The sequence below is a fragment of the Vreelandella sedimenti genome, assembly GCF_013416325.1.
GTDB lineage: Bacteria > Pseudomonadota > Gammaproteobacteria > Pseudomonadales > Halomonadaceae > Vreelandella > Vreelandella sedimenti.
Window position 1 is genome coordinate 63812 of sequence record NZ_JACCGK010000008.1, and the last position, 25712, is coordinate 89523.

23 protein-coding genes and 1 tRNA gene are annotated in these 25712 nt (G+C 51.4%); 4 read left to right on the forward strand and 20 right to left on the reverse strand.

What is annotated here, in order from left to right; all coding sequences use genetic code 11:
- Positions 1 to 10 precede the first annotated feature (10 nt).
- From brxC to HZU72_RS10370, 5 genes are all read right to left on the reverse strand, one after another.
- Positions 11 to 3694 carry a BREX system P-loop protein BrxC gene (gene brxC / locus HZU72_RS10350; RefSeq protein ID WP_180091726.1) on the reverse strand — a complete coding sequence of 1228 codons (3684 nt, stop codon included), beginning with the start codon at positions 3692 to 3694 and terminating at the stop codon, positions 11 to 13.
- A 144-nt stretch (positions 3695 to 3838) separates the two neighbouring features.
- Positions 3839 to 4462 carry a DUF1788 domain-containing protein gene (locus tag HZU72_RS10355; protein ID WP_208458034.1) on the reverse strand — a complete coding sequence of 208 codons (624 nt, stop codon included), beginning with the start codon at positions 4460 to 4462 and terminating at the stop codon, positions 3839 to 3841.
- Positions 4463 to 4579: 117 nt separating this feature from the next.
- The gene (locus HZU72_RS10360; protein ID WP_180091727.1) at positions 4580 to 5182 is read right to left on the reverse strand and encodes a DUF1819 family protein; all 603 of its coding nucleotides are present in this window, start codon (positions 5180 to 5182) and stop codon (positions 4580 to 4582) included.
- A gap of 87 nt (positions 5183 to 5269) precedes the next feature.
- Positions 5270 to 5677: a lysozyme inhibitor LprI family protein gene (locus HZU72_RS10365; protein ID WP_208458035.1), complete on the reverse strand. Its 408-nt coding sequence runs from the start codon at positions 5675 to 5677 to the stop codon at positions 5270 to 5272.
- 263 nt (positions 5678 to 5940) lie between these two features.
- Positions 5941 to 6609: a hypothetical protein gene (locus HZU72_RS10370; RefSeq protein WP_180091728.1), complete on the reverse strand. Its 669-nt coding sequence runs from the start codon at positions 6607 to 6609 to the stop codon at positions 5941 to 5943.
- A gap of 662 nt (positions 6610 to 7271) precedes the next feature.
- Between HZU72_RS10370 and HZU72_RS10375 the strand changes: the two genes are divergently transcribed.
- Genes HZU72_RS10375 through HZU72_RS10390 form a run of 4 tightly spaced genes read left to right on the forward strand, consistent with a single transcriptional unit; the run spans position 7272 to position 10010 of the window.
- Complete coding sequence (locus HZU72_RS10375) at positions 7272 to 7892, forward strand: DUF2201 family putative metallopeptidase (RefSeq protein WP_235976067.1); 621 nt, start codon at positions 7272 to 7274, stop codon at positions 7890 to 7892.
- A 41-nt stretch (positions 7893 to 7933) separates the two neighbouring features.
- A complete protein-coding gene (locus tag HZU72_RS10380; RefSeq protein ID WP_180091729.1) occupies positions 7934 to 8959 on the forward strand; it encodes a helix-turn-helix transcriptional regulator in 1026 nt (341 codons plus the stop codon).
- Between the two features lie 32 nt (positions 8960 to 8991).
- The gene (locus HZU72_RS10385; RefSeq protein ID WP_180091730.1) at positions 8992 to 9507 is read left to right on the forward strand and encodes a gamma-glutamylcyclotransferase family protein; all 516 of its coding nucleotides are present in this window, start codon (positions 8992 to 8994) and stop codon (positions 9505 to 9507) included.
- Entirely contained in the window at positions 9507 to 10010 is a 504-nt protein-coding gene (locus HZU72_RS10390) for an opioid growth factor receptor-related protein (RefSeq protein WP_180091731.1), read from the forward strand. The genes HZU72_RS10385 and HZU72_RS10390 overlap by 1 nt, the downstream gene beginning before the upstream one ends.
- 704 nt (positions 10011 to 10714) lie before the next feature.
- Here the strand turns inward: HZU72_RS10390 and HZU72_RS10395 are convergent.
- From HZU72_RS10395 to HZU72_RS10465, 15 genes are all read right to left on the reverse strand, one after another.
- Complete coding sequence (locus tag HZU72_RS10395; RefSeq protein ID WP_180091732.1) at positions 10715 to 12226, reverse strand: amidase; 1512 nt, start codon at positions 12224 to 12226, stop codon at positions 10715 to 10717.
- Positions 12227 to 12287: 61 nt separating this feature from the next.
- Positions 12288 to 13985, reverse strand: coding sequence for a nitrilase-related carbon-nitrogen hydrolase (locus HZU72_RS10400; RefSeq protein WP_180091733.1), 1698 nt, complete (start codon positions 13983 to 13985; stop codon positions 12288 to 12290).
- 17 nt (positions 13986 to 14002) lie between these two features.
- Complete coding sequence (locus tag HZU72_RS10405; RefSeq protein ID WP_180091734.1) at positions 14003 to 15001, reverse strand: acetamidase/formamidase family protein; 999 nt, start codon at positions 14999 to 15001, stop codon at positions 14003 to 14005.
- A 97-nt stretch (positions 15002 to 15098) separates the two neighbouring features.
- Positions 15099 to 15818 carry an urea ABC transporter ATP-binding subunit UrtE gene (urtE, locus tag HZU72_RS10410; protein ID WP_180091735.1) on the reverse strand — a complete coding sequence of 240 codons (720 nt, stop codon included), beginning with the start codon at positions 15816 to 15818 and terminating at the stop codon, positions 15099 to 15101.
- Positions 15805 to 16527, reverse strand: coding sequence for an ABC transporter ATP-binding protein (locus HZU72_RS10415; RefSeq protein WP_180091736.1), 723 nt, complete (start codon positions 16525 to 16527; stop codon positions 15805 to 15807). Before HZU72_RS10415 ends, urtE begins: the two co-directional genes overlap by 14 nt.
- Positions 16524 to 17627: an ABC transporter permease subunit gene (locus HZU72_RS10420; RefSeq protein WP_208458036.1), complete on the reverse strand. Its 1104-nt coding sequence runs from the start codon at positions 17625 to 17627 to the stop codon at positions 16524 to 16526. The genes HZU72_RS10415 and HZU72_RS10420 overlap by 4 nt, the downstream gene beginning before the upstream one ends.
- A complete protein-coding gene (locus HZU72_RS10425; RefSeq protein ID WP_180091737.1) occupies positions 17628 to 18500 on the reverse strand; it encodes an ABC transporter permease subunit in 873 nt (290 codons plus the stop codon).
- Positions 18501 to 18604: 104 nt separating this feature from the next.
- Entirely contained in the window at positions 18605 to 19840 is a 1236-nt protein-coding gene (locus HZU72_RS10430) for an urea ABC transporter substrate-binding protein (protein ID WP_180091738.1), read from the reverse strand.
- Between the two features lie 150 nt (positions 19841 to 19990).
- Complete coding sequence (locus tag HZU72_RS10435; protein ID WP_180091739.1) at positions 19991 to 20641, reverse strand: ANTAR domain-containing response regulator; 651 nt, start codon at positions 20639 to 20641, stop codon at positions 19991 to 19993.
- Positions 20638 to 21816, reverse strand: coding sequence for a transporter substrate-binding domain-containing protein (locus tag HZU72_RS10440; RefSeq protein ID WP_180091740.1), 1179 nt, complete (start codon positions 21814 to 21816; stop codon positions 20638 to 20640). The genes HZU72_RS10435 and HZU72_RS10440 overlap by 4 nt, the downstream gene beginning before the upstream one ends.
- Positions 21817 to 22773: 957 nt before the next feature.
- Complete coding sequence (locus HZU72_RS10445; RefSeq protein ID WP_180091741.1) at positions 22774 to 23100, reverse strand: hypothetical protein; 327 nt, start codon at positions 23098 to 23100, stop codon at positions 22774 to 22776.
- 380 nt (positions 23101 to 23480) lie between these two features.
- Positions 23481 to 23557: transfer RNA gene (locus HZU72_RS10450), tRNA-Pro, on the reverse strand.
- 132 nt (positions 23558 to 23689) lie between these two features.
- Positions 23690 to 24511: an inositol monophosphatase family protein gene (locus HZU72_RS10455; RefSeq protein WP_180091742.1), complete on the reverse strand. Its 822-nt coding sequence runs from the start codon at positions 24509 to 24511 to the stop codon at positions 23690 to 23692.
- Positions 24512 to 24605: 94 nt separating this feature from the next.
- Positions 24606 to 25040 carry an anti-virulence regulator CigR family protein gene (locus HZU72_RS10460; RefSeq protein WP_180091743.1) on the reverse strand — a complete coding sequence of 145 codons (435 nt, stop codon included), beginning with the start codon at positions 25038 to 25040 and terminating at the stop codon, positions 24606 to 24608.
- Between the two features lie 114 nt (positions 25041 to 25154).
- Positions 25155 to 25655, reverse strand: coding sequence for a pilin (locus tag HZU72_RS10465; RefSeq protein ID WP_180091744.1), 501 nt, complete (start codon positions 25653 to 25655; stop codon positions 25155 to 25157).
- Positions 25656 to 25712: the final 57 nt, after the last annotated feature.

Genomic DNA, 25712 nt, shown 5'->3' on the forward strand with positions numbered 1-25712 from the left:
CGTTTGAACACTAACGCACCTGTACCCGTTTGCCCGCTGAAAGTGACCGTTCCAGCTCTTTTCTCAGCTCGTCCATAAACGCATCGACTTCCGCTTGGCTTTCCAGGTACACGCCACTATGCACGCGGCTAAGTACGTCGCTTACACGCACTCTTGCCACGGGTTTGGGGGCATTTACCGCCGCCGGTACTGTTTCGGTGTGCGGGTCGTAGGTTTTATCACGTGGTGCCGTTTGTGGGGCTGGCTTGGGGTTCTCTGATGTTGGAGCCGGTGTTGTGGTGTTTCCCGCAGGCGCAGGCGGCTGCCGCTTGGCCGCCTCAGCCTGGGCGTGGTGAAGCGCATCCAAACTTTCTTCTTCTAGCTCGACGGCAGTTTCGGTTTGCAGCTGGTAGATCTGCGCGACGCTGACCGATTGATTGACCGATGCTTTAAGCTGCTGCAGTGGGTGCAGCAAACGGTTGCTGAGCTCGGCGGTGCCAATGCCGCTTTTGGCTATTTCAGCGCTCACCTTGGCAATGCGTGTGTCGATACGGGCAATGGCGTGCTGCCGTTTTTCCTCCACTAGGCCGCTGTTAATGTCATACAGCGTGCGTACTAGGCCATCCACCTTGTTGAGCATGGCGTAGGGCGCTTCGGCCCGGTAAATACGCTCACACTCAGCCAGCGTTTGCTGGGCCTGGGTGTTTTTCTCAAGCTCTAGGCGGTTCACCGCAAACCGGTTGAGCGCTTGTTCTAGCTGCTGCCAGGTGGTGAGCTGCTTAGTAAAGAAGTCGTTGAGATCGCGGTAGTCTTCTTCAACATCAAGCAGCGTGTCTTGCTGGCTGGCGACGGTTTTGAAGAAATCAAAGCTATCGTCAAGGCGCAGTAGGCGCTCCACTTCCCGCAGGGAGTTGTCAATTGCGTTGCGACCGGGGAAGTTGCCCACGTCGGTTTTGCTTTTATACGCTTCTAGCTCACGTCGCCAGTGGGTTAAGCGGTCTACGTAATAGGTAAACAGCTCTTTTTCGCTGGTGGGGCCTAGCTGGCCAAATAGCTCTTTCGTGAGGTTACGAGCTTTGTTGAGCACTGCATCTTCGGTTTGGCGCTTCTTCTGGAGGCGGACTTCACTGCGGCGGCGGGCGTTGTTGAGTAGCTCAAAGGCTTCTTTACCGCTGAGCGCAGGGCCAGCGGTGTGGAAGGTTAAGCGCCCAGCGGCGTGCAGGCGGCCTAAAATCAGCAGCGTTTCACCTTCTGGCCAGCCGAAGGGTCGGTTGCTAAAGCGCTCAATCAGCGGGTTAAGTGGCACCGGTTCGCCGCCGTGTAGGGTGATGTACTGCTCCACCTCTTTCACGGCCTGGGGGTTGCCCTCCTCGCTGTCCAGGTTAAGGTTCTGGGTGCCCAGGTCATCGGCGGTTAATACGGCCTGCAGCTCGCGCATTGGCTCGGGGCTAAGTGCCGTGAGCTGGCTCAGCTTGTTGTAGGTGTTTTCCAGCAGATAGCGACAGGCCTCATCCAAACGGGTAGTCAGCTGGTTACGGTTGAGATCAAGCTTTTGCCCGAGCGCGTAAACGTCAGCATCTAGCAGCATCTCTTCCAAACGCACCCGCAGGCGTTTTTTGCGCTCTTGGTTTTCACGGCCACGGTCGGCCAGAATGCGCTCTACGCTGTGGTCGTTAGCCGATAGGTTCAGGCGGATAAACTTATCGGTTTTCAGCAGGGTGCGCAGTTCATCGGTAAAACGCTTATCGTCGGGCAGCTTAATCAGCACCTGCCCGCCGTTATCGCCGCTTTTGTGGATGCAGCCTGCTTCGCTTAGCTGTACGTACTCCACGTCCAGCGGTGAGACCACCTCCACCCTTAGCTGGCTCTGGTAGCGGCCATCCAGGGTGTGGCCATCCAGGTAGCGGCCAATGCTGTAGTCGGTTTTGTTGACCGGATAGCGGTATTTGTTGCGGTCACGAAGCGAGTCTTTGAAGATCAGGCTTGAGAGCTCTTTATTCTCGTCGCTGCTGGTGACTTCGGTAGCTTTGATCTTGCGGGTGATGTCGCGCTCTTCATTGGTGAGAAACTGGTATTCATCGCCGTTACGGGTTATCAGGCTCTCTTTTTCCAGCCGTGCCAGGGTCGCTTCCAGCTGCTCACGAATGGCTATGCGGTCATCGTCGATTTGGGTCAGTGAGAGCGTCACCAGGTTATCGACCGTACCCTTCACCAGATCCACATAGCGGATCATAAACAGCGTGCGTAGGGTTTCGACATCAAACGCCTCTAACACGGGGTTTTCACTGGCCTGATCAATGGTGCGCTTTACCGCCGTATCAAGAAAGCCCTCTACCGCTGTGTAGAAGCAGTGCATCGGTACCAGCGCGCCAAGCGCTTTCTCCTGCACGGCCTTGGCGGCCATGTGGAACGCATCGAGCATGGAGCGCTCGCCATAGGCCAAGTGAGCACCCGTCGCCCCTACCTTGCGGATCTCTTCAAAGACTTTTTGCACCAGTTGGAAGTGGTACGGCACAAAGGGGTAATTGGCGATAAAGCTTTCCACGCCTTCGATGTTTTTTAGCGTGGGGCCAGAGCGGTCAAAGGTCAGCTGGTTACGCAAGATGGAGCCTTTGGCTTCAAACACACCTTCCAGCTCAGCGCGTGCCGGGTCGGTTTTCACCAGCAGGCGCTTGCGGATGACTTCGTCAGAGTTGGAACTTGAGAGCGATAAGCGGGTTTTGAAGCGCCCGGCGATCTTAGAGAAATCGTTGGCTTTTGAGGCGGTCATTTCGCCTAGCACTGCGTCCATATCCGCCTGAGACGTCACCACAATCCAAGCGCGACCACCGCAAATCGTGCCCAAGTTTTCGGTCAGTGTTTGCAGGGTGAGCATAAGGCGAGTGTCGCTGCCAATAAACTGGCCGACTTCGTCCACCATAAACACCATGCGCCGGGTGGATGATTGGGATTCCAAAAACTCTTTCACCCAGTGGCAGAAGTTTTCTACCGAAACGCTGAAGTTGGTTTCTGATTCCTCAAACCATTTATGCGCCGCTTCAGGGGAGAGATCGAGCGCCGTGCCAATCGCTTGCTCGATATCGTCCTGGTAGAACTGGTAGCCGTCTCGCTCGTCTTCCCATACCACGCCGCTGACCTTGTTAAAGGCCTGCTTAAAGCGATCATACACGCCGCGTTTTTCTAAGTGGCGCTCCATGTGGGCAATGTGCGGATAATCCGAGCTAAAGCCTTGGTACTCGTTAAATACGCGCAGAAAGACGTTGAGGATGGGGTTGCCATCGTCGTTAGAGCTGGCCTTGCTGTCGATGTTGAACAGCACCACATGGGCGGGTTCGCGTACTGCGTTAGTGATATCAGCCCGTATGGAGCTGTCCACCAGCTTCCGCTCATCAAAGAAATCCGCCGCCCGCTTGGCATGGCCGTTTGCATCAAAAGCTTCGGTATTTTCCAGCAGATAAGAGAGCGTTTTCAAAAAGTGCGATTTACCCGACCCAAAGAAACCGCTAACCCAGACGCCCACACGGTTGGCGATGGAGGGGTCATCTACCGGAGTGGTGTAAGACTCAAAAAAGGCGCGGAAGTGCTTTTCCAGCTCATTGGTGACCACGTACTCATCTAGCTCTTGGTAGATGGTTTCCTGGTCACGCTGATCAGCCTTTACAACACCATTGATTGACCGGCTGAGCGGCTTGAGGAAAAGCTCTTGAATGCGCATATCAGTCCTATAAACTTTTTGAAAGCAGTCCATTACATCGACCGGCATGATGCCAAAACGGGTAATGGCACTGTTGATAACGACATTATTGATAACAACAATAAACGAGCGAACGTAACACAGTGAACGGCCTAAAACGCTGCGTTAGGGCACGAGCGCAAAAGCGCGATAGTAGTTATTGCTCTTAATCTGATTAAACAGGGTAAGCGTTTGCCCATCGTAGCGGCCTGGGTAAAACAGTACCAAAGGCTTATGCCCTAACGGGCCATGCAGCGCGTTCAGCAAACTATGCGCCCGTACCATTGGCCATAGACTACCGACACCGGTTAGTAGCACGATATCAGGGTCATGCGACAAAGAGTGTCGGATGAGGTAAGGGGCAAACTTATCCATGTGCAGTGGCCCACGCAGCGCCTGAAGCAGCGCTGCATCACCTTTGTTTTTCTGCATGGCAATGGCTTTATCAAGAAACCCGCGCTCAGTCAGATAGTCTTTAAGCACGTGAAGTAAGTTAACCTGCGCCACCTTGACATGGGCGTATTGGCGCGCCATTAACGAGGGAAGGAAGTTCAGATAGGCACGTACCTGAAGCTCTTGCTCAGGAGCATAATCAAAAATCCAAAAACCAATTTCGTTACCTAACCCTTGGCCTGCTAAAAAATCCGGCCGCGCGATTTTCTCGGCGACTTGGTTTAATCGTGCCCGAAGCTGGTCATCCTCATGGAACATAACGCTGGTAGGTGGTAGGTGCTGCTCATTATGTGACATGCGGAGCGTCTCTATGTCGGGCTTGTTTTGGGCAAGATTACGTTGCTTACAGCCATAGCCGCAAGGTCTACTTAGTTTTCATTAGTTCAATAATGAGTTTTTCCAACAGATAAATGCTTAGCGCAATTTTTGAAGACAATTTTGCAAACGGGTATGGCGGTGGGTTTCAAGCAGCATCTTCAGCTCTGGGCGGGGCAAGAAAGACTGAAGCCGACGTGATCGGCTGGAATCCAATATGCCGACCTCTGTCAGCATCCGAAACACTACCTGGCCCATTTTGCGCCTTGAACTTTCTGCCCAGGTAGCAATCGCTGCATCGCGGTTAGCACGCTCGACAAGAAACTCATCCCACTGATAGGACTGAAGCTTTTCAGACCGCGTTAAAAACGAATCGGCCACCACGCTTTCAAGAAACTCCACCAGCAGCAGGTTGCGCGCCATGGCAGCACAAAACGATATCTGCGACGCTAGCTGATCATCTCCATCGTGCAGGGCTTTCCAAAAAGAGGGTTCCAGTTTCTCTAAGCGTTTACGGATGGCCTGCGCTGCACGCTTGGCTGTCGCTGGGCGATTCTTCTGCAGGCGGTTTTCAACGATGATGGCTTGATGCCAGTGCGCTTCGTCTACCTCGTCCAGCAATAGCGTTGCAACTGCACGGCTTTCACGCACCATCAATCCACCACCAATGAGGTCTGAGTTGTAACTAAATGAAAGCGTCACAAGAGATTTACCATATTTACGTGCAGAGCATTACTGTAAACCAATTTGCAACCGCCTACGACCTAGTGCCTACTCAAGACCTTAGCTTTACCACCCCACCATATTTTCCAACTCGGCAGCGCGCATGGCGGTTTCTCTTAACAAACAATCGTTGCTGGCAATTTGTGCGAGCGTGCCACCGATAGTGGCGTAGAAGTCGCAATTAGCATCACGATAGGTGATCCAGTGACGTTGGGCATTTAACAGCACTTGCTGGCGTTCTTCGGAAAGATCGCGTCGGGCATCGCTATAGGCGCCATTCAAACGCGCATCTTGAGTAGCAAACTCATCAGCAATGCAGTTCAGTATTTCAACAGTCACTCCACCAGAGGCATCCATACATTTACCAAAGCGGCCGGTATATTCATCCTCAGTGCTGCTTTGTGCTGTTGCTGTCACCGGCAATATCAAACATGTCACCAGCGCTATTGCTGGCCGCCATTTTTTCATCGTCATGTTCTTTTCTCCTGTCTATGGATCACTTTTTCGCCCTAGCTCACCAGACGAGGCGTGCTTCAGTCCTGGTAGCGCACGGCTTTGAGTTGTGCTTTTCCCTGCCCCCAGGTAAATAGCGTGATTCCTTCTTCTTCAGAGGATTCGACGACAATGGCATCGGCACCACACGTTGATAAGCTTTAACGTTCGGTTTAAGTACAAATTTAGTGATTAATTATTTTGCTAATTGGTCATTAGCTGCCGATTCCGCGCGGGGATCGGTTTTAACGAGACGACCACTTCATAAAATCGTGCAGCGCAGGAACCTGCAACCCCATGTCGTCGGAAAACTGATATTCATCCTCTGACACCATGTTGGTAGCGTAAGCACGTAACCAAAACTTGCGTTCATCTGCGGTCAGAACATACCCCTTGTCCTGCTCGCTGCCTTTTAACCTATCAGGTATCGCCCAGCCGCGTTTTGAAAGCCTAGCAATTGTAATGACTAAATGAGTCATTAGTTCTTGTTCTGGAGCTACATAATCATGAAATTCTGGCCAGAATTCCTTATCACCGGGCGACCCTTGCCAGCCTTTAATACGATTTACTTCATTAAGGTCGTCATAAGGATGAGAATGAAAGGTACCTACCAACTCAATGTTTTGCCAATAGCGCTCAAAAAACAGCTTCTTGGCGATAATAGAGTCGAAATTAGGTTGAACCCAATCTTCATGACGAGTTGCAGACGTTTCAACCGTCGCCATAGTAGCGACGATACGTGCTGGTAGGGTTCCCTTTGCTGGTATGGAGTATCCCCAGAGCAAACCAAAAGTTTCCAGCTTGAGATATCCTTTTGACCGTTCTCGACCACGATGTTCAAATTCATAGGCTTCGAAAGCAGTAGTGAAAAGTTGAGGCACTACATACTCTTCAATATATGTTACTTTTTCCATCGATTAACCCTTAATGAGTTTATAGTATGAAATCAAGATGTTTTGAATATCGGACAAAACAAGATACCCCAAGTAAAGGTTCAGAATATGTGCGAACTTGATTTTTTTAGGAAGCAGCATGCATACAAGTCAAGGCGCTTGCCATACAGGATCAGTATCTCAAGGTAGAAAAGCATTCTGACGGCCAGCTAGCCAGCTATCGACTTACCATGATTAATGGTTAACACACACTGACAAACAGCCTATGGAACAAATCATTCATATAGCCGATTTCCTGAGTGCTAAGGGAACGCTTGTTACGCCGCCCTTGCCGAACACAACGTTAATTACCACCATCACCTCTTTGCAGGATTTACTCCTGGAGGGATAGCGCATGTGGCATTGCGTGGGCAGTTACAGCAGCGCCGTCGCCAATGGACAAGTCGCTATCTAACACCTGTAATAACCTAAGCAAGTGACGGTAGCGATAACTCCCAGCGGCCAGCGGTGATGGGCGCTAAGCCAGACAAGCGGAGGGCGTAACGCTCAACTGTCGAAAGAAGGAAAGCAACTCACGCACATAGTTAACGAAGCAGCCATAGGTATAGTTTATTTTTATGCGGCTTGAGTTGTCGCACCCATACCGTAGCTTATGAGACCTAACCCTTCAGGGAAGGTACGGTATGAATATGTTGGTAAGTTCAGCTTCAGCAACCGCAGATGCACAGCAAGAATTAGCGAAATGGCAGGCGGATCGCGCCTATTGGGCAGAAACCCTCCCAGTTATGGAGATGCTCAGCAATTATTTAATTCTAACTCCGGTGCTGCATCAGCAAATAGCCACGGCAAGCACGGATGGCCGACATCTCTATTTTTGCCCTCGTTATAGCGCCAGCCTCTCTGACGAGTCTCGACGCTTTTTGCATGCCCACCTCATCTGGCATTGCGTGGCTGGCCATTTAACCGCCCCTCTCGTGGACGATCAACATCGTTGGCACCTAGCGTGTGACCATGAAGTTAACGCGCAGCTGTTGGCTCTCGGCATACCGCTGCCTTTGCATGCGCTGCTATTCCCAGTATGCGTTGGCCGCAGCGCTATAGAGGTGTATCACTGGCTAGAAGGGCACCCTGACACATCACTTGAAGTCACTACCGACATTCACCCCGCAGCGCTATGGTCGCACTTTCCTAATACTACTCCAGATCAACGCATAACTGCTCTATGGCAACGCCGAGCTCACTTGATCGCCCGGGAGAGCGACGCGCTACCCGATAGAGTCGCTAAGTTTTGTGAGTCACGTTAAGCTTGCATGCTTACATCATAACGCCCACGGTTAATAAATTTATGTCTGTTGCTCGCGATACACTTTTTCGCTACTTGACGCTTCTGCAGTTAATTCCCCGCTATCCTGGACGCATTGCCACCCCTGTACTGAAAGAAAAACTCGCTGAGCGTGGGTTTAATATTGACGTACGCTCGCTGCAACGCGATCTCAGCCAGAAGCTCTCTTCGCATTTTCCCCTTGGCTGCGACGATAGTGAAAAACCCTATAAATGGTATTTTGATCGCGACTTTCAGTGCCATTTGCCGGCGTTGGATGTGCCTAGCGCCTTAACACTTGTGCTCGCTGAGGAGTATTTGAAAGGTTTACTGCCGCCTGTCGTGGTCGGACAGCTTTCATCCCACTTTACCGATGCCCGACGCCTGTTAGATGAACTTGCTTCAAACGGGCTGAGCCAATGGGCACGTAAAGTGCGCGCTATTCCTAATGGAATGGCGTTAATTCCTGCAGAGCTAGAGGAAACCACTTGGCAAACGGTTGCACAAGCGCTGCTAGAGCAGAAAGCCATTGATGTCACCTACCTGTCGCGCACTACCGAGACGAACAAACACTTTACCCTTCATCCACAAGGCATTGTCAGTCGCCACAGCGCGACGTACCTTCTCGCCCAAGTGGAAGGCTTCAGTGACTTGCGCCAGTTCGCGCTACATCGAGTCAAGCAAGTGACCTTGAGCGATGTGAAATGGCAGGCCACAGAGGCATTCGATATTGATGCCTATATTCAGGGCGGTGCCTTTGGTTACCGGCAAGGACCGGGTGACGTCACCCTTGAGGCAGAGATCACGCGCCGGGTTGCCTGGTTATTGAACGAGACACCTATTGCCGATACACAGACGATTGAAGCGCTCCCCGATAGCAAGTGGCACCGCCTGACTGCCTGCGTGCCTGATGATCAGCAAACTCTGTGGTGGCTAATGGGCATGGGGGCGAACGTCAAAGTGATCGCACCAGCCGCATGGCGTGACACACTTAAAACGAATGCCGAGCAGGTTCTTGCCCAATACCAAGAGTCAGTCACGACAGCTTAAAAAGCCAAGTCACTTATATAAAGGAGATAGCCATGCTCTGTTTTGCTTATGGCTCTAACATGTCGACTCAGCGCTTGGCCGCGCGGATTCCGGCAAGGTTTATGACTACTGCGATGTTGCCTGCCTATCGTCTTGCCTTTCACCAACGTGGAGGGGATAGCTCGGGCAAGTGCGATATTGTACCGGCATCCAGTCAGTCCGCTGTCTATGGCGTTGTATGGGAGGTAGCGCCGCATCATAAACCGACACTGGATGGCTACGAAGGACTTGGTGTTGCCTACGATGAAACCTGGCTGACAGTCACTGACCTAGCGGGTGAAGGGCAATTTGAAGTTCAAGCGTATGTAGGCAAAATCACTTCTACTGGCATGCACCCGTACACCTGGTACAAGCATCACGTATTAAATGGCGCACGAGAACACGGCTTACCTTCAGCCTATGTGCGCGCACTAGAACGTATCGCGGCACATCACGATCCAGACACTGAACGCCATGCACGCGAAATGGCATTGCATGGTTTCAATGAGCTTTTGGTGCGAGGAGCATAATGGCTAATGACGCTCGCTTAATCGCGTTTCATCGTGGCGAAGGGATCGATCATAAAGGCCGCTATCTCAGTGATATCTGGGCGCTCTCGCCTTTCTGGCTGGAACACACCCATGACTATATTCAGTGGCTATTTCCCATTCCCGAAGCAGGCCGCTTTAACGCCTTTGCACCATTGTTAACCTCAGTGGTACAAGCGGCGTTCGAGGGAGACAATCTATTACGCCAGCACCAACAGCGCTCTCTTGACGTAATGTTGGATTTTTTTGGCCTTGCACGCGAAGGCAACGCCATTTCCGCACAATCTACTCTTTCCATCCAGTCCCATATTTGGTTAAAAGCCGGCGGCCACAACCACCTGCGCATTACTCGCATCATCCGTTCCTTAGCTTTGTGTCATCAGCCAGAGCTTGCCCGCTCTTTCCAACAGGCCGTGATACATATTGGCGCTCAGCACGGCGTAGTGTCCGAAACGTCGCTGCAGTTTTGGCGGAATGCGAGTTAAAGCAGTCTGGTATATCAGTTAATCATTAAAGCTGCAGGCATTGAAGTGGTAGGCTCGAAAACTGCTCGAAACAGATAACTCTTTCTCCAGCGTGAATCAAGATAGAAACCGTATATTTAATTTAAATCAGTAGGTTATGGACACTTTAGTAGCTACAATTTAGCTAATTCGTATCTAAGACGCTTAACATCACTCGTTCTCCAGGGTTAGCGATAAGATTTGACATGGTAAAAAATATTTTAATACAATAAAATCAAATGATTACGCATAGCTGAAAATTAAACGAAAGCTATTTATACGCTAAAATCTGCGTGATTTAAGATAACCGACTATTACAGCAATCAAGCTCAACGGTTTGGACAGCGTCAATCATGGTCGGCATGTAACCTAATCATAGCCTTTTGTTTCAATTCGGCAGTATGTTGGATAGCCGTGCTGCCAATAGATAACCACTGAGACGTTCAACTAAATTTGGAATTTTGCCGAAGCTAACTCTCTTTGCGTGAGAATAGTGTTTGCCGTGCCGTAGAGCTATAAGCATAACGGCACTTGACCTCCTGCGTTACCGAGTGGTTCGAAGCGCTCCAGTTATTCTATGAACCCAGGTTTAACAGTAATCCCTGAACGGCTCATCAAGAGTAACCCGTTCATCTTAAGCTGTATCGTAGATAACCGGGTTACTACTGTATTAACAAAGTATACCGCTAGCCGATGGCGACTTGGTAAGCATGGGCGACTTTAAGCACGGTCGCTTCATCCCAGCGTCTACCCACTAATTGCATACCTACGGGTAAGCCTTCCGAAAAGCCGACCGGGACGCTCATGGCGGGATGACCACTGATATCAAACGGGGCCGTGTTGTGCAGGTTGCTAAGCGCACCAGCAAGTGTGCTATTGAGACTTTTATCAGCCGGTCTCTTTACCGCTTTCATGGCGGTGGTAGGCATGATTAACAAGTCATATTCCTGCAGAGCGTTGTCATAATCGCGCGCGAGACGCCTACCGATATTCTGGGCTTTACCATAGTAGTGGCGATTGTACTGTTCGGACATGTAGTGCCCGGCGAGGACCGTCATCTTTACTGTGTCGCTAAAGTCATGACCGCGAGCGCGGCGAGCCCGGCCATAAAAGTCCATGAGCTGTGTGCTGTAATGCCCCCGCCAGTTTGTGCCGTAACCATCGCCCCTGACCATGAGTTCGGTGGCGCCCTCAAAGGCAATCGCACTCCACAGCGCTAGCCCGTCGTTATGCATGGGTACCGATACCTCCGTGGCACGAGCGCCCACTTTTTCCAGCACGCTGATGGCTTCTTTAACGGCGGCGTCCACGTCAGATTCACTGACCCCGGCAATGCCAAACCCTTCACGTAGGATGCCAATGCGTATGCCAGTGAGATCTTCACTTAGCGATTCGGTGTATTTCGCGGTACGCACGTCGTATTGGCGTGGATCTAACCCATCCGAGCCAGCAAGTACCTCCAACATACGGGCGCAATCTTCGGCGGTGCGCGCAATAGGGCCTACGTGATCAAGAGTAAGCTCAATGGGAAAAATACCTGTATAAGGCACTAGGCCATGCGTTCCTTTGATTCCGTAGCAACCGCTCCATGAGGCGGGTAGTCGAATAGAGCCTCCCTGATCACCTCCCAGCGCCATATCGACTTCTCCGTTGGTCACCACCACGGCGCTGCCGTTGGAAGAAGCGCCAGCTAGACGCTCACGGTCATGGGGATTAACCGGTTGGGGTTCGGGATAGCCGGTACAACCTCCACCGTCAAAACAGAACGCAGGAACGGCTGTCTTGCCGATGATGTGCGCGCCAGCGTCGAGAAGCCGGGTGACGACTGTGGCATCCTCCCGGGGCACAAAACCTTCCATGATCGGCGAACCATTCATCATCGGGATGCCTGCCAGAGCGATGTTATCCTTTAGCGCTACCGTTCGGCCCGCAAGTGGCCCTTCTTCGGCCCCGGGCACCGAACACTTCCAAGCCCAGCCATTGAGTGGGTTGTCGTCACCGACGGGGCGATAACCCATATCTGCTCGCGGGTAGTTTACTGGTAATGATTCATCCGCCAGTTCATCCAGGCGATCATAAATGGCCATTGAGCCAGCAACGGCGGACTGGAACTCACCCAGTTCTTCAAAGGAAAGGTCAAAGCCGTAATAATCGGAAATGGCTGCCAACGTATCAATGCCGGGTCGCTTCACACTCATAGTCAACTACTCCTATACACGGACGATTGCCTGAAAAGGCATTTAGCGAGGGAAATACAAGCTATAGCTCCAACAGTTTCGGATAGTGGTGTGGCAGGCGCATCACCACCAGGTCCTTTCGGCGTACAGCGCTGTTAGGGTAAGCCGAATCCAGGTTGCTCGTGTCGATAGCAAGCTGAACGCAGCCAGTGGCGCTAGTTAACAATGCTTCTTGGCGAGGAAAAAGAAACGTATCCGGGCCGAATATACCGCTTAGCCCCGGTAATCCAGCGTCGGGCATATGCACGTTGGCGAAAGCGAAATAGCAGTTGTTCTCGCCACCGCGTATACGATAATGGTGCCAATGGTGATCGTCTGGGCCGGTGGGAATAGGTGACGGCTGACGAATCTCAGTACCAGGATGGGCGCAGTGAAATGGCCCTGGCAAGGCAGCAGGACAAGCGATGACATCGCATCCCCGCAGCGCCAGGATGCGTCCCGCTTCGGGAAAATCAGCATCATGGCCAATCAATAAGCCTAGCCGCCCTAGCGGCAGATCGAAGCTTACCCAGCGCTCGCCAGGCGTCGCCCATTTACGGTCTGCCTCGTTTAAGTGAATCTTACGATAAACCGCCATAACGCCCTGCGCCCCTACCAGAGCGGCAGCATTATAGAGATGTTCCTCCGACTGTTCCGCGAAACCTACTACATAGTACTGTTGACGCTCCTCAGCGAGCCCACGCAGTGTGTCGAAAACACTGTGACGCTGTGAGATGGGATTGATACCGCCTGTGTCTAACCCGGTAAGCGCCAGCTCAGGAAAAACAATAAGCTCGGTACCCTCTGCTTGGGCAATCAAATCAGTACATTTGGAAAGATTATCGTCGAGATTATTCGATGGTGAAAATTGAGTAACGGCGATGGTGCTTGCTTTTCCATTGGGCAGTGGCTGATGGCCATAAAGCCTGAAAAAGTCTAGCGGGTTCCAAGCGTGTGTTTGATGAAGTAGCTCATGATAAAGGTCTGGGCGACGCTCACTGGTCAACGGCCCCGTTACTCGTTCAGTATCAATCTCACCAAGCACGATGCCATCACCGTCATCGCGGCTAGCCTGGATATGTCCATCTGGCTCAATCACGCAGCTACCGCCACTGAATTGAATGCCGCGCTCCACCCCCCAGCGATTGCTCTCAATAAGATAGCAGCCGTTTTCTTTGGCACGACTGATCCAATAGGGTGCTGGCGCTCGCTCAGCCAGCCAATTACTCAGATGGCAAATGACCTCGGCACCCTGCAGCGCGACCAACCGTGCAGTTTCAAGAAAATGAATGTCCATGCAGATGAGCAGCGCGATACGGCCCAGTGACGTCTCGAACACTTGATGGCCAGTGTCGCCTGAAGCCGCCCACTTTGGCTCGGCGATATAAGGATGGCTTTTACGATGTTTTCCTAAATAGCCATCAGGGCCAACTAAAACAGCCGTGTTGTAGTAAAGCCCATTGCCAGCATCAACTTCTGGCAGCCCGATAACGATATAGCAGTCAAGCTTCGCCGCCAGAGCGGCGAAGCTGTGGGTTGAGGGCCCTGGCACTTGTTCGACGTAGGGTGCAACCTCCTCTCTGTCATACCAGCAATAGCCGGTAAGCCCCATCTCCGGCGTTATGATTAGCCGCGCACCAGACGCAGCCGCCTCTTCCACTAACCGTTTTAGAGCATCAATATTTCGCTCTTTAGCAAACATTTCAGGCTCAAACTGCACTGTGGCGGCAAGGTATTTCATATTGTCCTCCCCGCTCGCTAGCGTGCTTGCCCAACGATGGACTTGAGGATGGAAGCGCCTAATGTATATTTTGGATCCACCATGTTACCCAGCCGCACTCGTCCTGCCTGGGTAAGAAGCATGTAAGCATCTATTTCATCGAAATCAAACTCAGCAGCCAGCCAGCGTACCAGCTCTCTGTAGGCAATCCGGGTGGCATCTTCCATGGGACGCGCTGAACCAATGGTCATATAGAACTGTTCATTTTCCAGACGCGGCCATTTGAACGTCCAATCTTTAATCAAGTCCACCTGAACGGTGGTCACGGTAGGATGCTCGATCGCTACGCCGCACAACTCACCATCACCCTGCGCCGCATGGCAGTCACCTAGATAAAGATAGGCACCTTTGGTATGCACCGGCAGATAGATCACCGCACCCGGTGCTACATCAGGTAAGTCCATATTGCCGCCGTAATAATCGGGAACCAGCGAGCTAATCGATTCAATCTCTGGTGACACCCCAATGGTGCCAATAAAAGGCTGATAAGGAAGGGTTATTTTATCGCTCCACTTCACGCCGGTTTCCGCGTCAACTTCTACCTTCTTTACCCTCTCCGGTAGCGGTGCGTTGAGTAGCGCAGTATCACCGGTAGCCACTAGTCCACCAAATTCGGTAATCAGTGCTGTTGTACCGCAGGGCTGGGGGCCACGAGGTTTCATGTCTCGGATATAAACCGCCAGGCAATCGCCCTTCTCCGCCCCCTCTACGTAGATCGGTCCGTTCTGCGGATTGAGATAAGGTAAATTAAGCAGCTCGCTGGGCTTGTCGCTTTCCGAGCGAAGTTTTCCTTCGAAAGCATCATGGGTTTCAGCACTAACGATATCGCCCGGTTGGATGTGCAGAACGGGCTTGGGGTTAGGACCAAGCGTATAGTGATACTGACCTTGAGCCGCTTCAGTTAGTTGGTGTGTAGTACCCGGCTTACCTTTGGCAACGGCGCGACGCGCCATGATGGAATGATCAAACCAGTTCATTGTTCTACTCCTTTTTAGGTGCTTTCAGTCATCGCTCCAGCCACTGCAGACCGGAGTTTGAGTCATGGTTAAATGGTGTTGATGGAACTCATCCTGCTTATACAGCCAGAATTCGACGCATGGCGTCACGATCACGGAGTTGCTCCTTCGCAAGTTCATGGGTAATTTTCCCCTTATCCATGACGTAGCAGCGTTGCGCCATGGTCATGATCATGTCCAGGTTCTGCTCTACGAGGAGAATGGTTACGCCCAGCTCGCGATTGAGCTTGAGAATGTTGCGTGAAATGTCCTTTACGATGTTTGGCTGAATACCCTCCGAGGGTTCGTCGAGTAGCATAAGCTTCGGCTTGCCCACCATGGCACGGCCGATCGCAAGCTGTTGCTGCTGCCCGCCACTGAAGGTGCCCGCTCGTTGATTAGCCCGCTCTTTCAAGATGGGGAAGAACTCATAAACCCGCTCATAGTCAACACCCTCGCCAGGCTGTTGGAGCATTTCGCCGACCTTGAGATTTTCCCAGACGGTCATGCGCGAGAAGACCTCACGCCCTTGCGGGATATAACCAATGCCCAAACGCGCACGTTCGTGAGATTCGAGCGCGCTAATATCCTTACCATCGAAACGGATAACGCCTTGTCGATTCTTGATAAGCCCAATCAGCGTTTTCATTAATGTCGTCTTGCCGACGCCATTTCGACCGATGACGGCTACCACCTCGCCGCGACCAACACTCAAGCTGACCTCTTGCAGCACTGAGGTGGTACCGTAGCCAGAAATGACGCCCTCCACGCTCAACAGTTTTGTACTATTCGTCGTCATCGGCTGTCCCCAGGTAAATACGTGCAACCTCTTCGTTAGCCTCTATTTCGTTGATCGTGCCTTCCGCAAAGATTTCACCGAAGTTCAGTACAGTGACCTTGTGGGCAATCTGGCGCACAAATTCCATGTCGTGTTCAACCGCTAAGATCGACATACCTTTGCGATTGAGCTCCTGGATCATCTCGCCCGTGCGCGCCGTTTCTTCTGGTGTCATGCCAGCTGTCGGTTCATCAAGAAGTAGTAAACGCGGCTCCGTGCTCACCGCCATACCGATCTCAAGCCACTGCTGTTCCCCGTGTGAGAGTTCTCCAGCAAGTTCTCCGGCTTTATCGGTAAGCCTTACAAAAGCGAGTGCTTTATCGATAGCCGATGTCATGGAATCACCATGCAGGTGGTTCTGAACCGCGATTTGCATGTTTTGCCAAACGGAGAGCTCGGAGAAGATACCCGGCACCTGGAACTTGACGGCAATTCCCTGTTTCACGCGCTCGAAGGAACGAAGCTTGGTAATTTTTTGATCTGAAAAGTAGATCTCACCTGAGCTTGGTTGATGCTCACCGAGTACAAGCTTGAAAAACGTGCTCTTCCCAGCGCCATTCGGACCAATCAGGCATCGAATCTCACCATGCTCCATTGAGAAGTTCACATCCTGAGCAACTTTTACCCCGTCGAAATGCTTATATAATTTCTCAGTTCGCAATATGGTCACGACATGCCCTCCTTACGCTTCCGAAAGCGGCCAAAGAACTTGACCAGCCCCGGGATCAACCCTTCCGGTAAAAAGACCACGACGATGACCAACAGCAATCCCATAATGACAAAGGCGTAGTAGCTGCCGAAAATAGTTAGGTTCTGGAAGATGCCAAGCACTACCAAGGTGCCCACCAGCGTTGCGGTGAGGTCTTTACGCCCGCCCACTGCCACCCAAATAATGGGTAATGCGGCGGCCGCTAAATCCATATTGGATGGGCTGATATACTGCCCCCAAGCGGTATAGAGCACACCTGATAGACCCGCTAAACCGCTGCCAATAACAAAGGCAATTAACTGATAGCGGCGTATGTCGTAGCCAAGCATTTCAGCGCGGTGCGGATTCTCACGAATTGCGACTAGCACATTGCCGAATCTCGAATTGACGAGAACCCGCAAGCCCAGATAGCAAATCACCAGCATGGCCAAAAGGAGGTAATAAAGTGGCACGCCCGAATACAGCGCGATATCTCCCCCAGCCCAGGGGATTGTCAGCGGCGGCATACCGGTCATGCCATTATCGCCACCCAGTCGGGCATCGCCGATCGCCCACTGGGACCCAGCCGTCTGTGCCATAAAGGTGGCAAAAACCAGCGTAGTCGACAGTGTGACAATACCGAGGAATACGCCGCTAATACGCCCATAAAAAAGAATGTAACCAAGTACAGCCGCTCCCAAGCAGGACATCCCAACGCCTAGAAGCACGCCGACGATGGTCAAACCGTAAGCTGCGCCAAAGTTAATAGTGACGACACCATACGTGTACCCGGCAAGCCCGAAGAAAGCAGTCTGACCGAAACTGAGCGACCCGGCATATCCCCAGATGAGCGACAGCCCAAGTGCCATAAACACCCAGCAAAAGAAGTAAGCCGTATTACCTACACTCCAGGCATCAGCGAAAGCGGGATATACAACTGCCGCCCCAATCGTTAAGGCAAAGACAATCCAAAACAGTGGGCCACGCCCCAGAGTTTGCGGGCCATTGATAAGACGCAACCAGCCGGGCATTCGACCGTCCGGACGAGACGCTTTCAAATCTTCTCGTTGTAACATACCCATTTATGTACGCCCCTTGAGTAACCAGCCAGACAGGCCTTGTGGGAGAATACGGATGACCACCATTACAGTGATTAACAACCCCACTTGGCCCATAAGCTGCCCTTGCCACCCAGTCAAAAAGGCCTTGATAACAGCGAGCGTGGCTGCCGCTGGCGCCGTCCCCAAGAACACATCAGCCCCACCAACAACCACCGTCACGAAGCTTTCAACCAGGAAGTTGGCGCCCAGCGTCGGGACGATGGAGATCGTGGGGGCATAAAGCGCTCCGGCTAAGCCCGCCAGGGCTGCGCCGAGACCAAAGGTGAGGGAGTACATACGCCCGGTGTCGATTCCCGCGGCTTTCGCCATATGCGGTGCTTGAATTGTTGCACGTGAGTGGATACCGAAAGTCGTATGATGAAACAGCACATACAACCCAATAAGCAGTAGCACTGCGACACCCAGCAGCACCATTCGATAGGTAGAGTAGCTGTAGCCGCCCACCGAAAAACTGCCGAGCGGCGTGCTGATACCCGCCATACTGGATCCAAGTACGATCAGCGTGCCCTGAGTAAGGATCAGGCTAATCCCCCATGTGGCAACAATAGAATCCAACGGACGGTGATAGAGGCGATGAATAATTGTGCGTTCAAGTACAATGCCAAGAATCCCGGCGGCAAGGCTGCCACATAGCATCGCGATAGGCAGTGGGACCCCTAGGCGTGCCGTTGCCACCGTTACGTAGGCGCCGCACATGATAAATTCGCCGTGTGCTAGGTTGATAATCCCCATCATCCCGAAAATCACCGCCAACCCCATGGCGGATAGCACCAAGAAGGCAAAAGCATCCCCAAACTGATAGAACGCTGTAAACGCTAAATGTATATATTCCATATCCAGCTCCTAGGCAGGAAACGCCAGCGAGATTTCCCGCTTAATGGAAACTCACAGACCAGGCAGGGTGAATCTCACCACCCTGCTGGTACGATGCGTGATATTTACTCGTTTGGAGGGCTAGAAGGAGTGTACTGAGCACTTGGGTCGTTCTGGGTCAGGTCGCAGCCGTTTTCACCCAGCCAGTAAGGCTCAATATTTTCCCAAGTTTCGGGGAAAGATATCTCGTGGTTCTCATCCACTTGCGCCAGAAAGATATTGTGAGACATGTGCTGGCTCTTGGGATCGAGACACACCCTGCCCGAAGGGCCGTCGAAGCAGACATCGCCCTCGGCGATGACGTTGCGAAGGTCTTCTTTATCGGTTGAGCCGTCTGCACGCTCAACCATCTGCTTATAAAGGTACATCGCGATATAAGAGTTCGCTGCTTCTTGATTCACATAGGGCGTATCGGGGAAACGCTCATAGAACTTCTCAACGAACTCATTCGCTTCAGGGGTATCGACTTCTTCAATAAAGTTCGTCGTCACGAACATGTTTTCAAGGCTTGGCGGCGCAAAGCGCTTATGCTCGTAGCCCTGCCCAACATTTACCGATGAGGCCATGGGAAGCCCCAGGTCGGCAGATGCTGCCTGCTCGTAATAAGACGCCTGATTGGAACCGACCAGCAGTGTGACGACGAAGTCCGGAGACTCACCCTGGATATTTTGGATGGTTTGCGAGAACTGGGAAACATCCAGAGGGATGAACTCCTCACCCACGATTTCACCACCTTCCTCTTCTACAATCTGCCGCACCCATTCCGCCGAAATCTGACCAAAGTTGTAGTCTGCAGCGATCGTATAGACGTTAGGTCCGTACTTTTCCATCATCCAGGGAATCAGCGTCGAGAACTGCTGTTCAGGGACTGCACCAGTGACAATCATGTTGGCGTCACACACGCCGCCTTCATACTGATTGTTATAAAATGCCAACCCATCAAATTGGTTAACAATCGGTCGATACGCTTCTCGTGATGACGAAGCAAAACCCGCAAAGACGGTATCCACCTGATCACGCTGGAGAACCCGCCGCATCAACTCCTGGTAACGACGGTCATCAGACTGAGTATCGTAAATAACAAGTTCCACCTCGCGACCAGCAATACCGCCCGCTTCATTTATTTCCTCAGCCGCTAACTCAATGGCATTCACCTTAGCCTGCGTCACCGCTGCAAAGTTGCCAGACTGATCTTCAAGCACACCGATCTGGATAGGATCATTCGCTGAAGCGCTGGTCACTAACGAGCCCGCTAACAACGTTGATAAGGTTGCCGTTCTCTGAATTGTTGAGTATTTCATTTGTATACCCCTGATTAAGTTTTACTTTTTTCTTCCTCGCCGTCCTGCAGCAACACAACTCCCTTGTCGCCTCTTCATAAAATGAGAGACGACCTTTTGCTCTTGAAGCCTGTCCGACATATTCCGCTTCGATTAACCTCAGTGAATCAGCTATGAATAACGGTTCAACCGGGATTCCCTAAGACGATGGATGGTGTCGGCATCCTCCTTTAATGCCGCCACAGCGATCTCTCCCGAGACGATCATTGCCGCGAAATCCTCAAGAGACAGGCGTCGGTTCATGCTCGCCGAACGCAACAGGGCAAAGGCGTCATTGACCGAAATCCCCATATCTTCAATGAGCTTGATCACCGCCGTGCATACGACTTGGCGCGCACGAACCTGCTGTTCCAAACGGTGGAGTTTTTGCTCCGTCTCATAACACTGATTAAACGTTTGGTAAGCAATAATAAGACTCGCGAGAATGCCGGCCTTACGTAGCGGTTTGGTGAGATAACCAGACACTCGGCGCTCAATGAACCAATTAACCGAGCTCGGGGCATCTGAACCGATAAGTGCAATCGCCGGCCCCTGCACGCGATCTATCATGTGCGTGATGTCGCCAAACTGACGTCCCAACTCATCGTCGAAGAACACCAGATCAAACGGCCTATCAGACCCAGCCTCATCCTGGTTTTCATGAATGACTGGAGTGACGCCAAGCTCCACCAGGAACTGAGTCAGCACTTCTCGATCTCTTTCGGCGGCACATACAATCAATGCACGATGGCCCCTGAAATTGCGTCGTGTGGTAACCGTCATCGCACGATCCTCAAGCCAATATTGTTTTGAGCAATGGGCGTTTCCGTCTGAGCAGAACTTTCACCACATGCTTCAGCCCAAACGAGATAAGGATCCGGGCGAACGGGGGCCTTTGCTTCTGAGATCACCTTAAACGTCGCATCTTCGCGGGAGATTCCTAACCGGACGGTTAAATAACTGTGATTGCTCTCAGGATCGACATGGACCTTTCCCTGAGGTGCTTGGAAGGACGTTCCATGCAGCGCTTTTTTCACCCGGTCAATATCAACGGAATCGGCGCCAGCCAAGGCAAGGGCAAGTAAGTGAACGGTGTTGTAGGAAGCTTCTGCATCTGCACTAGGTAGGGCATCATGGCCGTAGCGTTGGCGGTAGCTAGCGACAAACTGCTTGTTAACTTCTGTCTCGATAGTGGAGAAGTAAACGCTGGATGCGAGATGCCCAGCACACGCCTGCGGACCAATTTGAGCAAGTTCCGGTTCGCAAAGCGTGCAGCTGCCTACCACCGTTTTTTGAAGGGCTGCGTTCTCATCGCGCGCCTTGGCCAACGCGCGGTAGAACGCATAGCTCGACTCTCCGATCAGCATGTTCATAATGAAGGCAGGCCGCTTTTCGTGAATCTCTTCGATGATACGCGCCACATCCAGGTCACCGACCTGCAGGTAACGCTCAGCGATCATCTTCCCGCCATGCGCCTTGGTCAGCTCTCTGATAATGCGGCCATTTTCCCAGGCCCAGACATAGTTAGAGCCCACGAAGTAAACATCGCGAGTGATATGGGCAAGCACATGGTTCATCAGCGGTAAAACATGCTGGTTCTGAACAGCGCCTGTATAGATGACATTGTTATTAGTCTCGAAACCCTCGTAATGAGACGGATACCACAGCAAGCAATCGTATTTTTCAAAAATCGGGATAACTTCTTTGCGGCTGGAAGATGTATAGCAACCAATCACGTGCTTTACGCCTTCATGGCGTAGCAAACTCCTCACGTGGGTGCCATAGGCAGCGTTGTCACCGGCTGGCTCGCACTCGATGGGCACAAGCTCAAAGGGATATCGTTTGTCCTGATTGACCTCTTCCAGCGCCAGCATCGCCCCATCACGCATTGAGCGGCCAACGGTGGCGTAGGGGCCTTGGGTGGAGAAGAGTATGCCAACCGGGATACGACTGTTCATTGACTGACCGTCCTATTTCCAGACATAAAAAAAGGGCTCACAACGCTACCTGACGGTAACGATGGGAGCCCTATTGCTCTGTGCCCTTTCGGTGTATGCCGACGCACAATATGTCAATTACTAAACTTAGATTGTGACCCCTAAACGACTTTGTCAACACATTGACGCTATTCTTAAGTCGAAGGCCATTACCACTAAACAACTATAAATAAGTTAAAGCAACAAGCGTGCCAATTGAACAAAGCGCCACAATAGCGGCTTTTGAACACGTTTAATGTAGGTGTTGCGCCTCTTTTTGATACATACAGAAGAATTTATGCTGCATGAAGGTGCATACAGGTTTTCCATGCTTGCGCAACTGTGAAAACCAGACAGTGAGAAAAATCAGTTGCAAGCGGGATCGCAAGAGCACAATTACTCTTTAATCCTAAGAGACCGCACTAACAGACAGAGAATGAAGGGTTTTGTAGAATCTGCCGAAGGCCACCAACAAATAGGGCCATTTCAGCTACTCAGATACGATTTGCAAATCTGATAAGAACTGGCAGAGTTGGTCTTGAGAGAAACGGCACGTATTACGGATCGCAGATGCGGAATGTGGGGAATGAAACAAAAAAGGCCACCCTTGAAGGCGGCCTTTTAAGTCTATAACGTGTTGCTTTTAAAAACTTTTTTAGTAGCTCCGACACCAGGAGGCTAACCCGGAACCTACTGATTACAAGAAAACACTTCCACGCGTCCCACTGAAAATCAGCATCTAAAAAACTTCATACATCGAAGATAGGGTGGAGAGCCGCATATGGAATCAAAGAGTATTTACCTTACTTTCATGAGTAACTAATCTGAAGCCGCCGTGTCGTCATCACAAACATGACGTCTTCTCATATCGAAATTTTCCAGAATTTTCGACATGAAGTAAAACTAGGTAAGTTAAATCATAAAGAAGCCATTAATCCCTCATTCAATACTGAGATTAAGCGCTGCTTCCAGGCTTTGTTTCGCTATGAAAGCTTCTGCTGTTGAGCGCTGCGTATCTACTTCAGACAGCCAAGCTAAAACATCAGACAGTCGGTACCTGACATTACGTCCGCGACGCACGAAACGTGGGGCGGGCTCCCCTAGCAGCATTCCCGTGACTCTACTTTTGCGTGCTGTCGAAGGCGCCGCTGGAATCAAAGAGGGAAATACGGCGCTTTCTGGCAACTCAATCAGCTCCGGACTATAGCCTTGCTGGTACAGTCGAAACGCATTATCTAAGATTTCTTCACTTTTCTTTTTTGGCATGACGGGAGTTCCTAGTAATTTACCCTTGTCATGTTGCCCAAACGAACTCTCAGCTTGGGGGGTGTAATTTACCCTTTTTCATAATTGAACAGCTGTACTTATTTGGCTGGCTGTGTTGTCTGCATTTCGGGAGACTACTTCTGGTCAATCAAGGTGTGCGGCGCGGTTTTACAAAATCATTTTAACCAATCCCTCCTCGTCTCATGAGAGGGGGTTCTGCGGTTGCCGATGGAATTGCAAGGGCGGCGAAAAGGAAAACTGTTGTTGCCAGCTGTGCCTTCTTGCTTCCGACGCGTGCTACCTATTTGCTACCTAAAATTTAACCAAACAAAAACGGCCACTGTAGCAATTAGCTAAGTGGCCGTTTTATATGTCTTTTTTGGTCGGAGCGACAGGATTCGAACCTGCGACCTTTGCAACCCCATTGCAACGCGCTACCAAGCTGCGCCACGCTCCGCTGTCTTTATTGGCCGCTACATCTTTGCCTCAAGACGGTGCGTATACTAGCGGTTTCTTGCATAAATGAAAAGCCCTTATAGCGCTTTCTTTTCAAGTATTTGTCACACACCGCTATAATTCTCATCACCCTTTATAGCTTGCGTTGATCGGCTTCAAGCAGCAGATAAGCCATCGCGTCATATACACCGGGGGCCGTTACGATTAAATGATCCGGATAGATATCTTCTGGCACCGCTGAAGGTACTGGGTATAGATGCCCTACTCTCGCGCCGGCTTCACGTGCAACAACCCAGCCTGCAACGAAATCCCAGGGCGAGACACTCTCGTAATACGCATCCAGGCGACCGCAGGCTACATCGCATAAATCGAGCGCTGCAGCGCCATTTCGACGTATGTCTTGGCACTCAAAAAGCACGGCTTCCAACCGCTTCAAAAGGTGCTTACGCTCCTCTTTACGGTAAGGAAATCCTGTACCCACCAAGGTGTGTGCCAGTGAATCTGCACTACTGGGCTGTATAGGTTTGCCATTGCATAAAGCCCCTGAGCCTTCTGCAGCACTAAAGGTCTCACCTAAAAAGGGTGCATGAACAACGCCCACCTTGGCGACGCCCTCTTCCATCCAGCCAATGGAAACCGCTACGTGGCGAAGCCCTTGAGCAAAATTAACAGTGCCATCAATAGGATCCACCACCCACAGCTTAGGTGCCGTTTCATGTAAAGCGCTTTCTGGAGCAAGCTCTTCACTCAGCCGCGCTTCACCCGGAAAGTGCTCCTCCAGGCGTTGACTAATAAGCTTGTCCACGGCCACATCCACGTCGGTGACCAACTCATTATCCTTTTTTAAGCGCTGGGCAAAGTCTTGCTCCTCCCGCGCCTTGATAATCATCTGCCCAGCTTCTTCGGCAATAGCGATAGTAATTTCAAGACGTGCGGCTAGTGTGTGGTCGCTCATTGAATCTCCCTTTAGGACGCGATGATACTGTGAGCTTCTACCATAAGCCGCCGGGATGTAATTTTCGAGTCATACCGACTTGTGCTTGCAATGGTTAACGCAATACGTCTACCAATACATCCACCACGATGCGCGTAGCGGCTTCAATTAGCACCACATCGGCACCAACACGCTCCCACTCATAGCCTGGGTAGCGCGGCAATTGAGATGCTAACTGGCCGTCAAAACGCTTGGCGATACCTGGGGGCAAAGGTTTGCCACGCTCAAGATTACGCTGAATACCTGGCGGTAGCGATTCAGCTCGTGGTGCGTCATGCCGGCGTAGCAGTTGGCGTAGCTCACGTTCGTTAATACGTGGCAAATCAACCCGCTCATCGCGGGAGTGGCTAGGTCGATTAGATTCATGCTGCTGGTGCTGGCCCTTATCACGGGCACCGTGGGCCGGGGCATGGTCAGGCTGAGCAAAGGCTGCGCTATTAACTAGCAATGCGCCAAGCGCGCTTATGGCAATCAATTTGATGGGCTTCACTGTAAGCTCCTCGCTTAAGGTCAGTGCTAGGAGTGTACTGGATGAATAAGCACGAAGTGTGGAATTAAAAAGGAGCCGAAGACCCCTTACAAAATAAATATATATAAGCGAATATCAGTCACGGCAGCTTGCAGGCAAGAAACGCGTAGGAATAGCATTAGACGCAGCGGGGCGGCACACCCACTCTACAGATCCACTATTATTATCGTTATCTTCATTTACTTTAGGCTCGAAAACTAGCCGCGTGCCAACTAAAGCATCTACAACACCTTCACTATTCATAGTCACTACGATTCCACCGCCTTGCCCATCTAACGTTTTTACATTCACACTATTTACATAGCTTCCTTGGATTTGATCGGCAGCAGACAAACCAGCTTCATCATTACCTTCAGGCCAATCACCTATTGTCATATAGTATTCAGAGACTGCTGTCTTAGCTGATGATGCAAGACTAATGGCCTCACTCACCTGAGCCCGACCCACATAGTTTTGATACTGCGGCACAGCAATAGACGCCAATACACCAATAATCGCGACGACGATCATCAGCTCAATCAGCGTGAAACCGCCTTGGGTGGTGTTACGAGAAATTGGCTGTGCAGCATTCTGCATGAAGGCATCTCCTGTGGGGTGAAGGAAAAGCCTTTTTAAGGATCATAAATCCTTAAA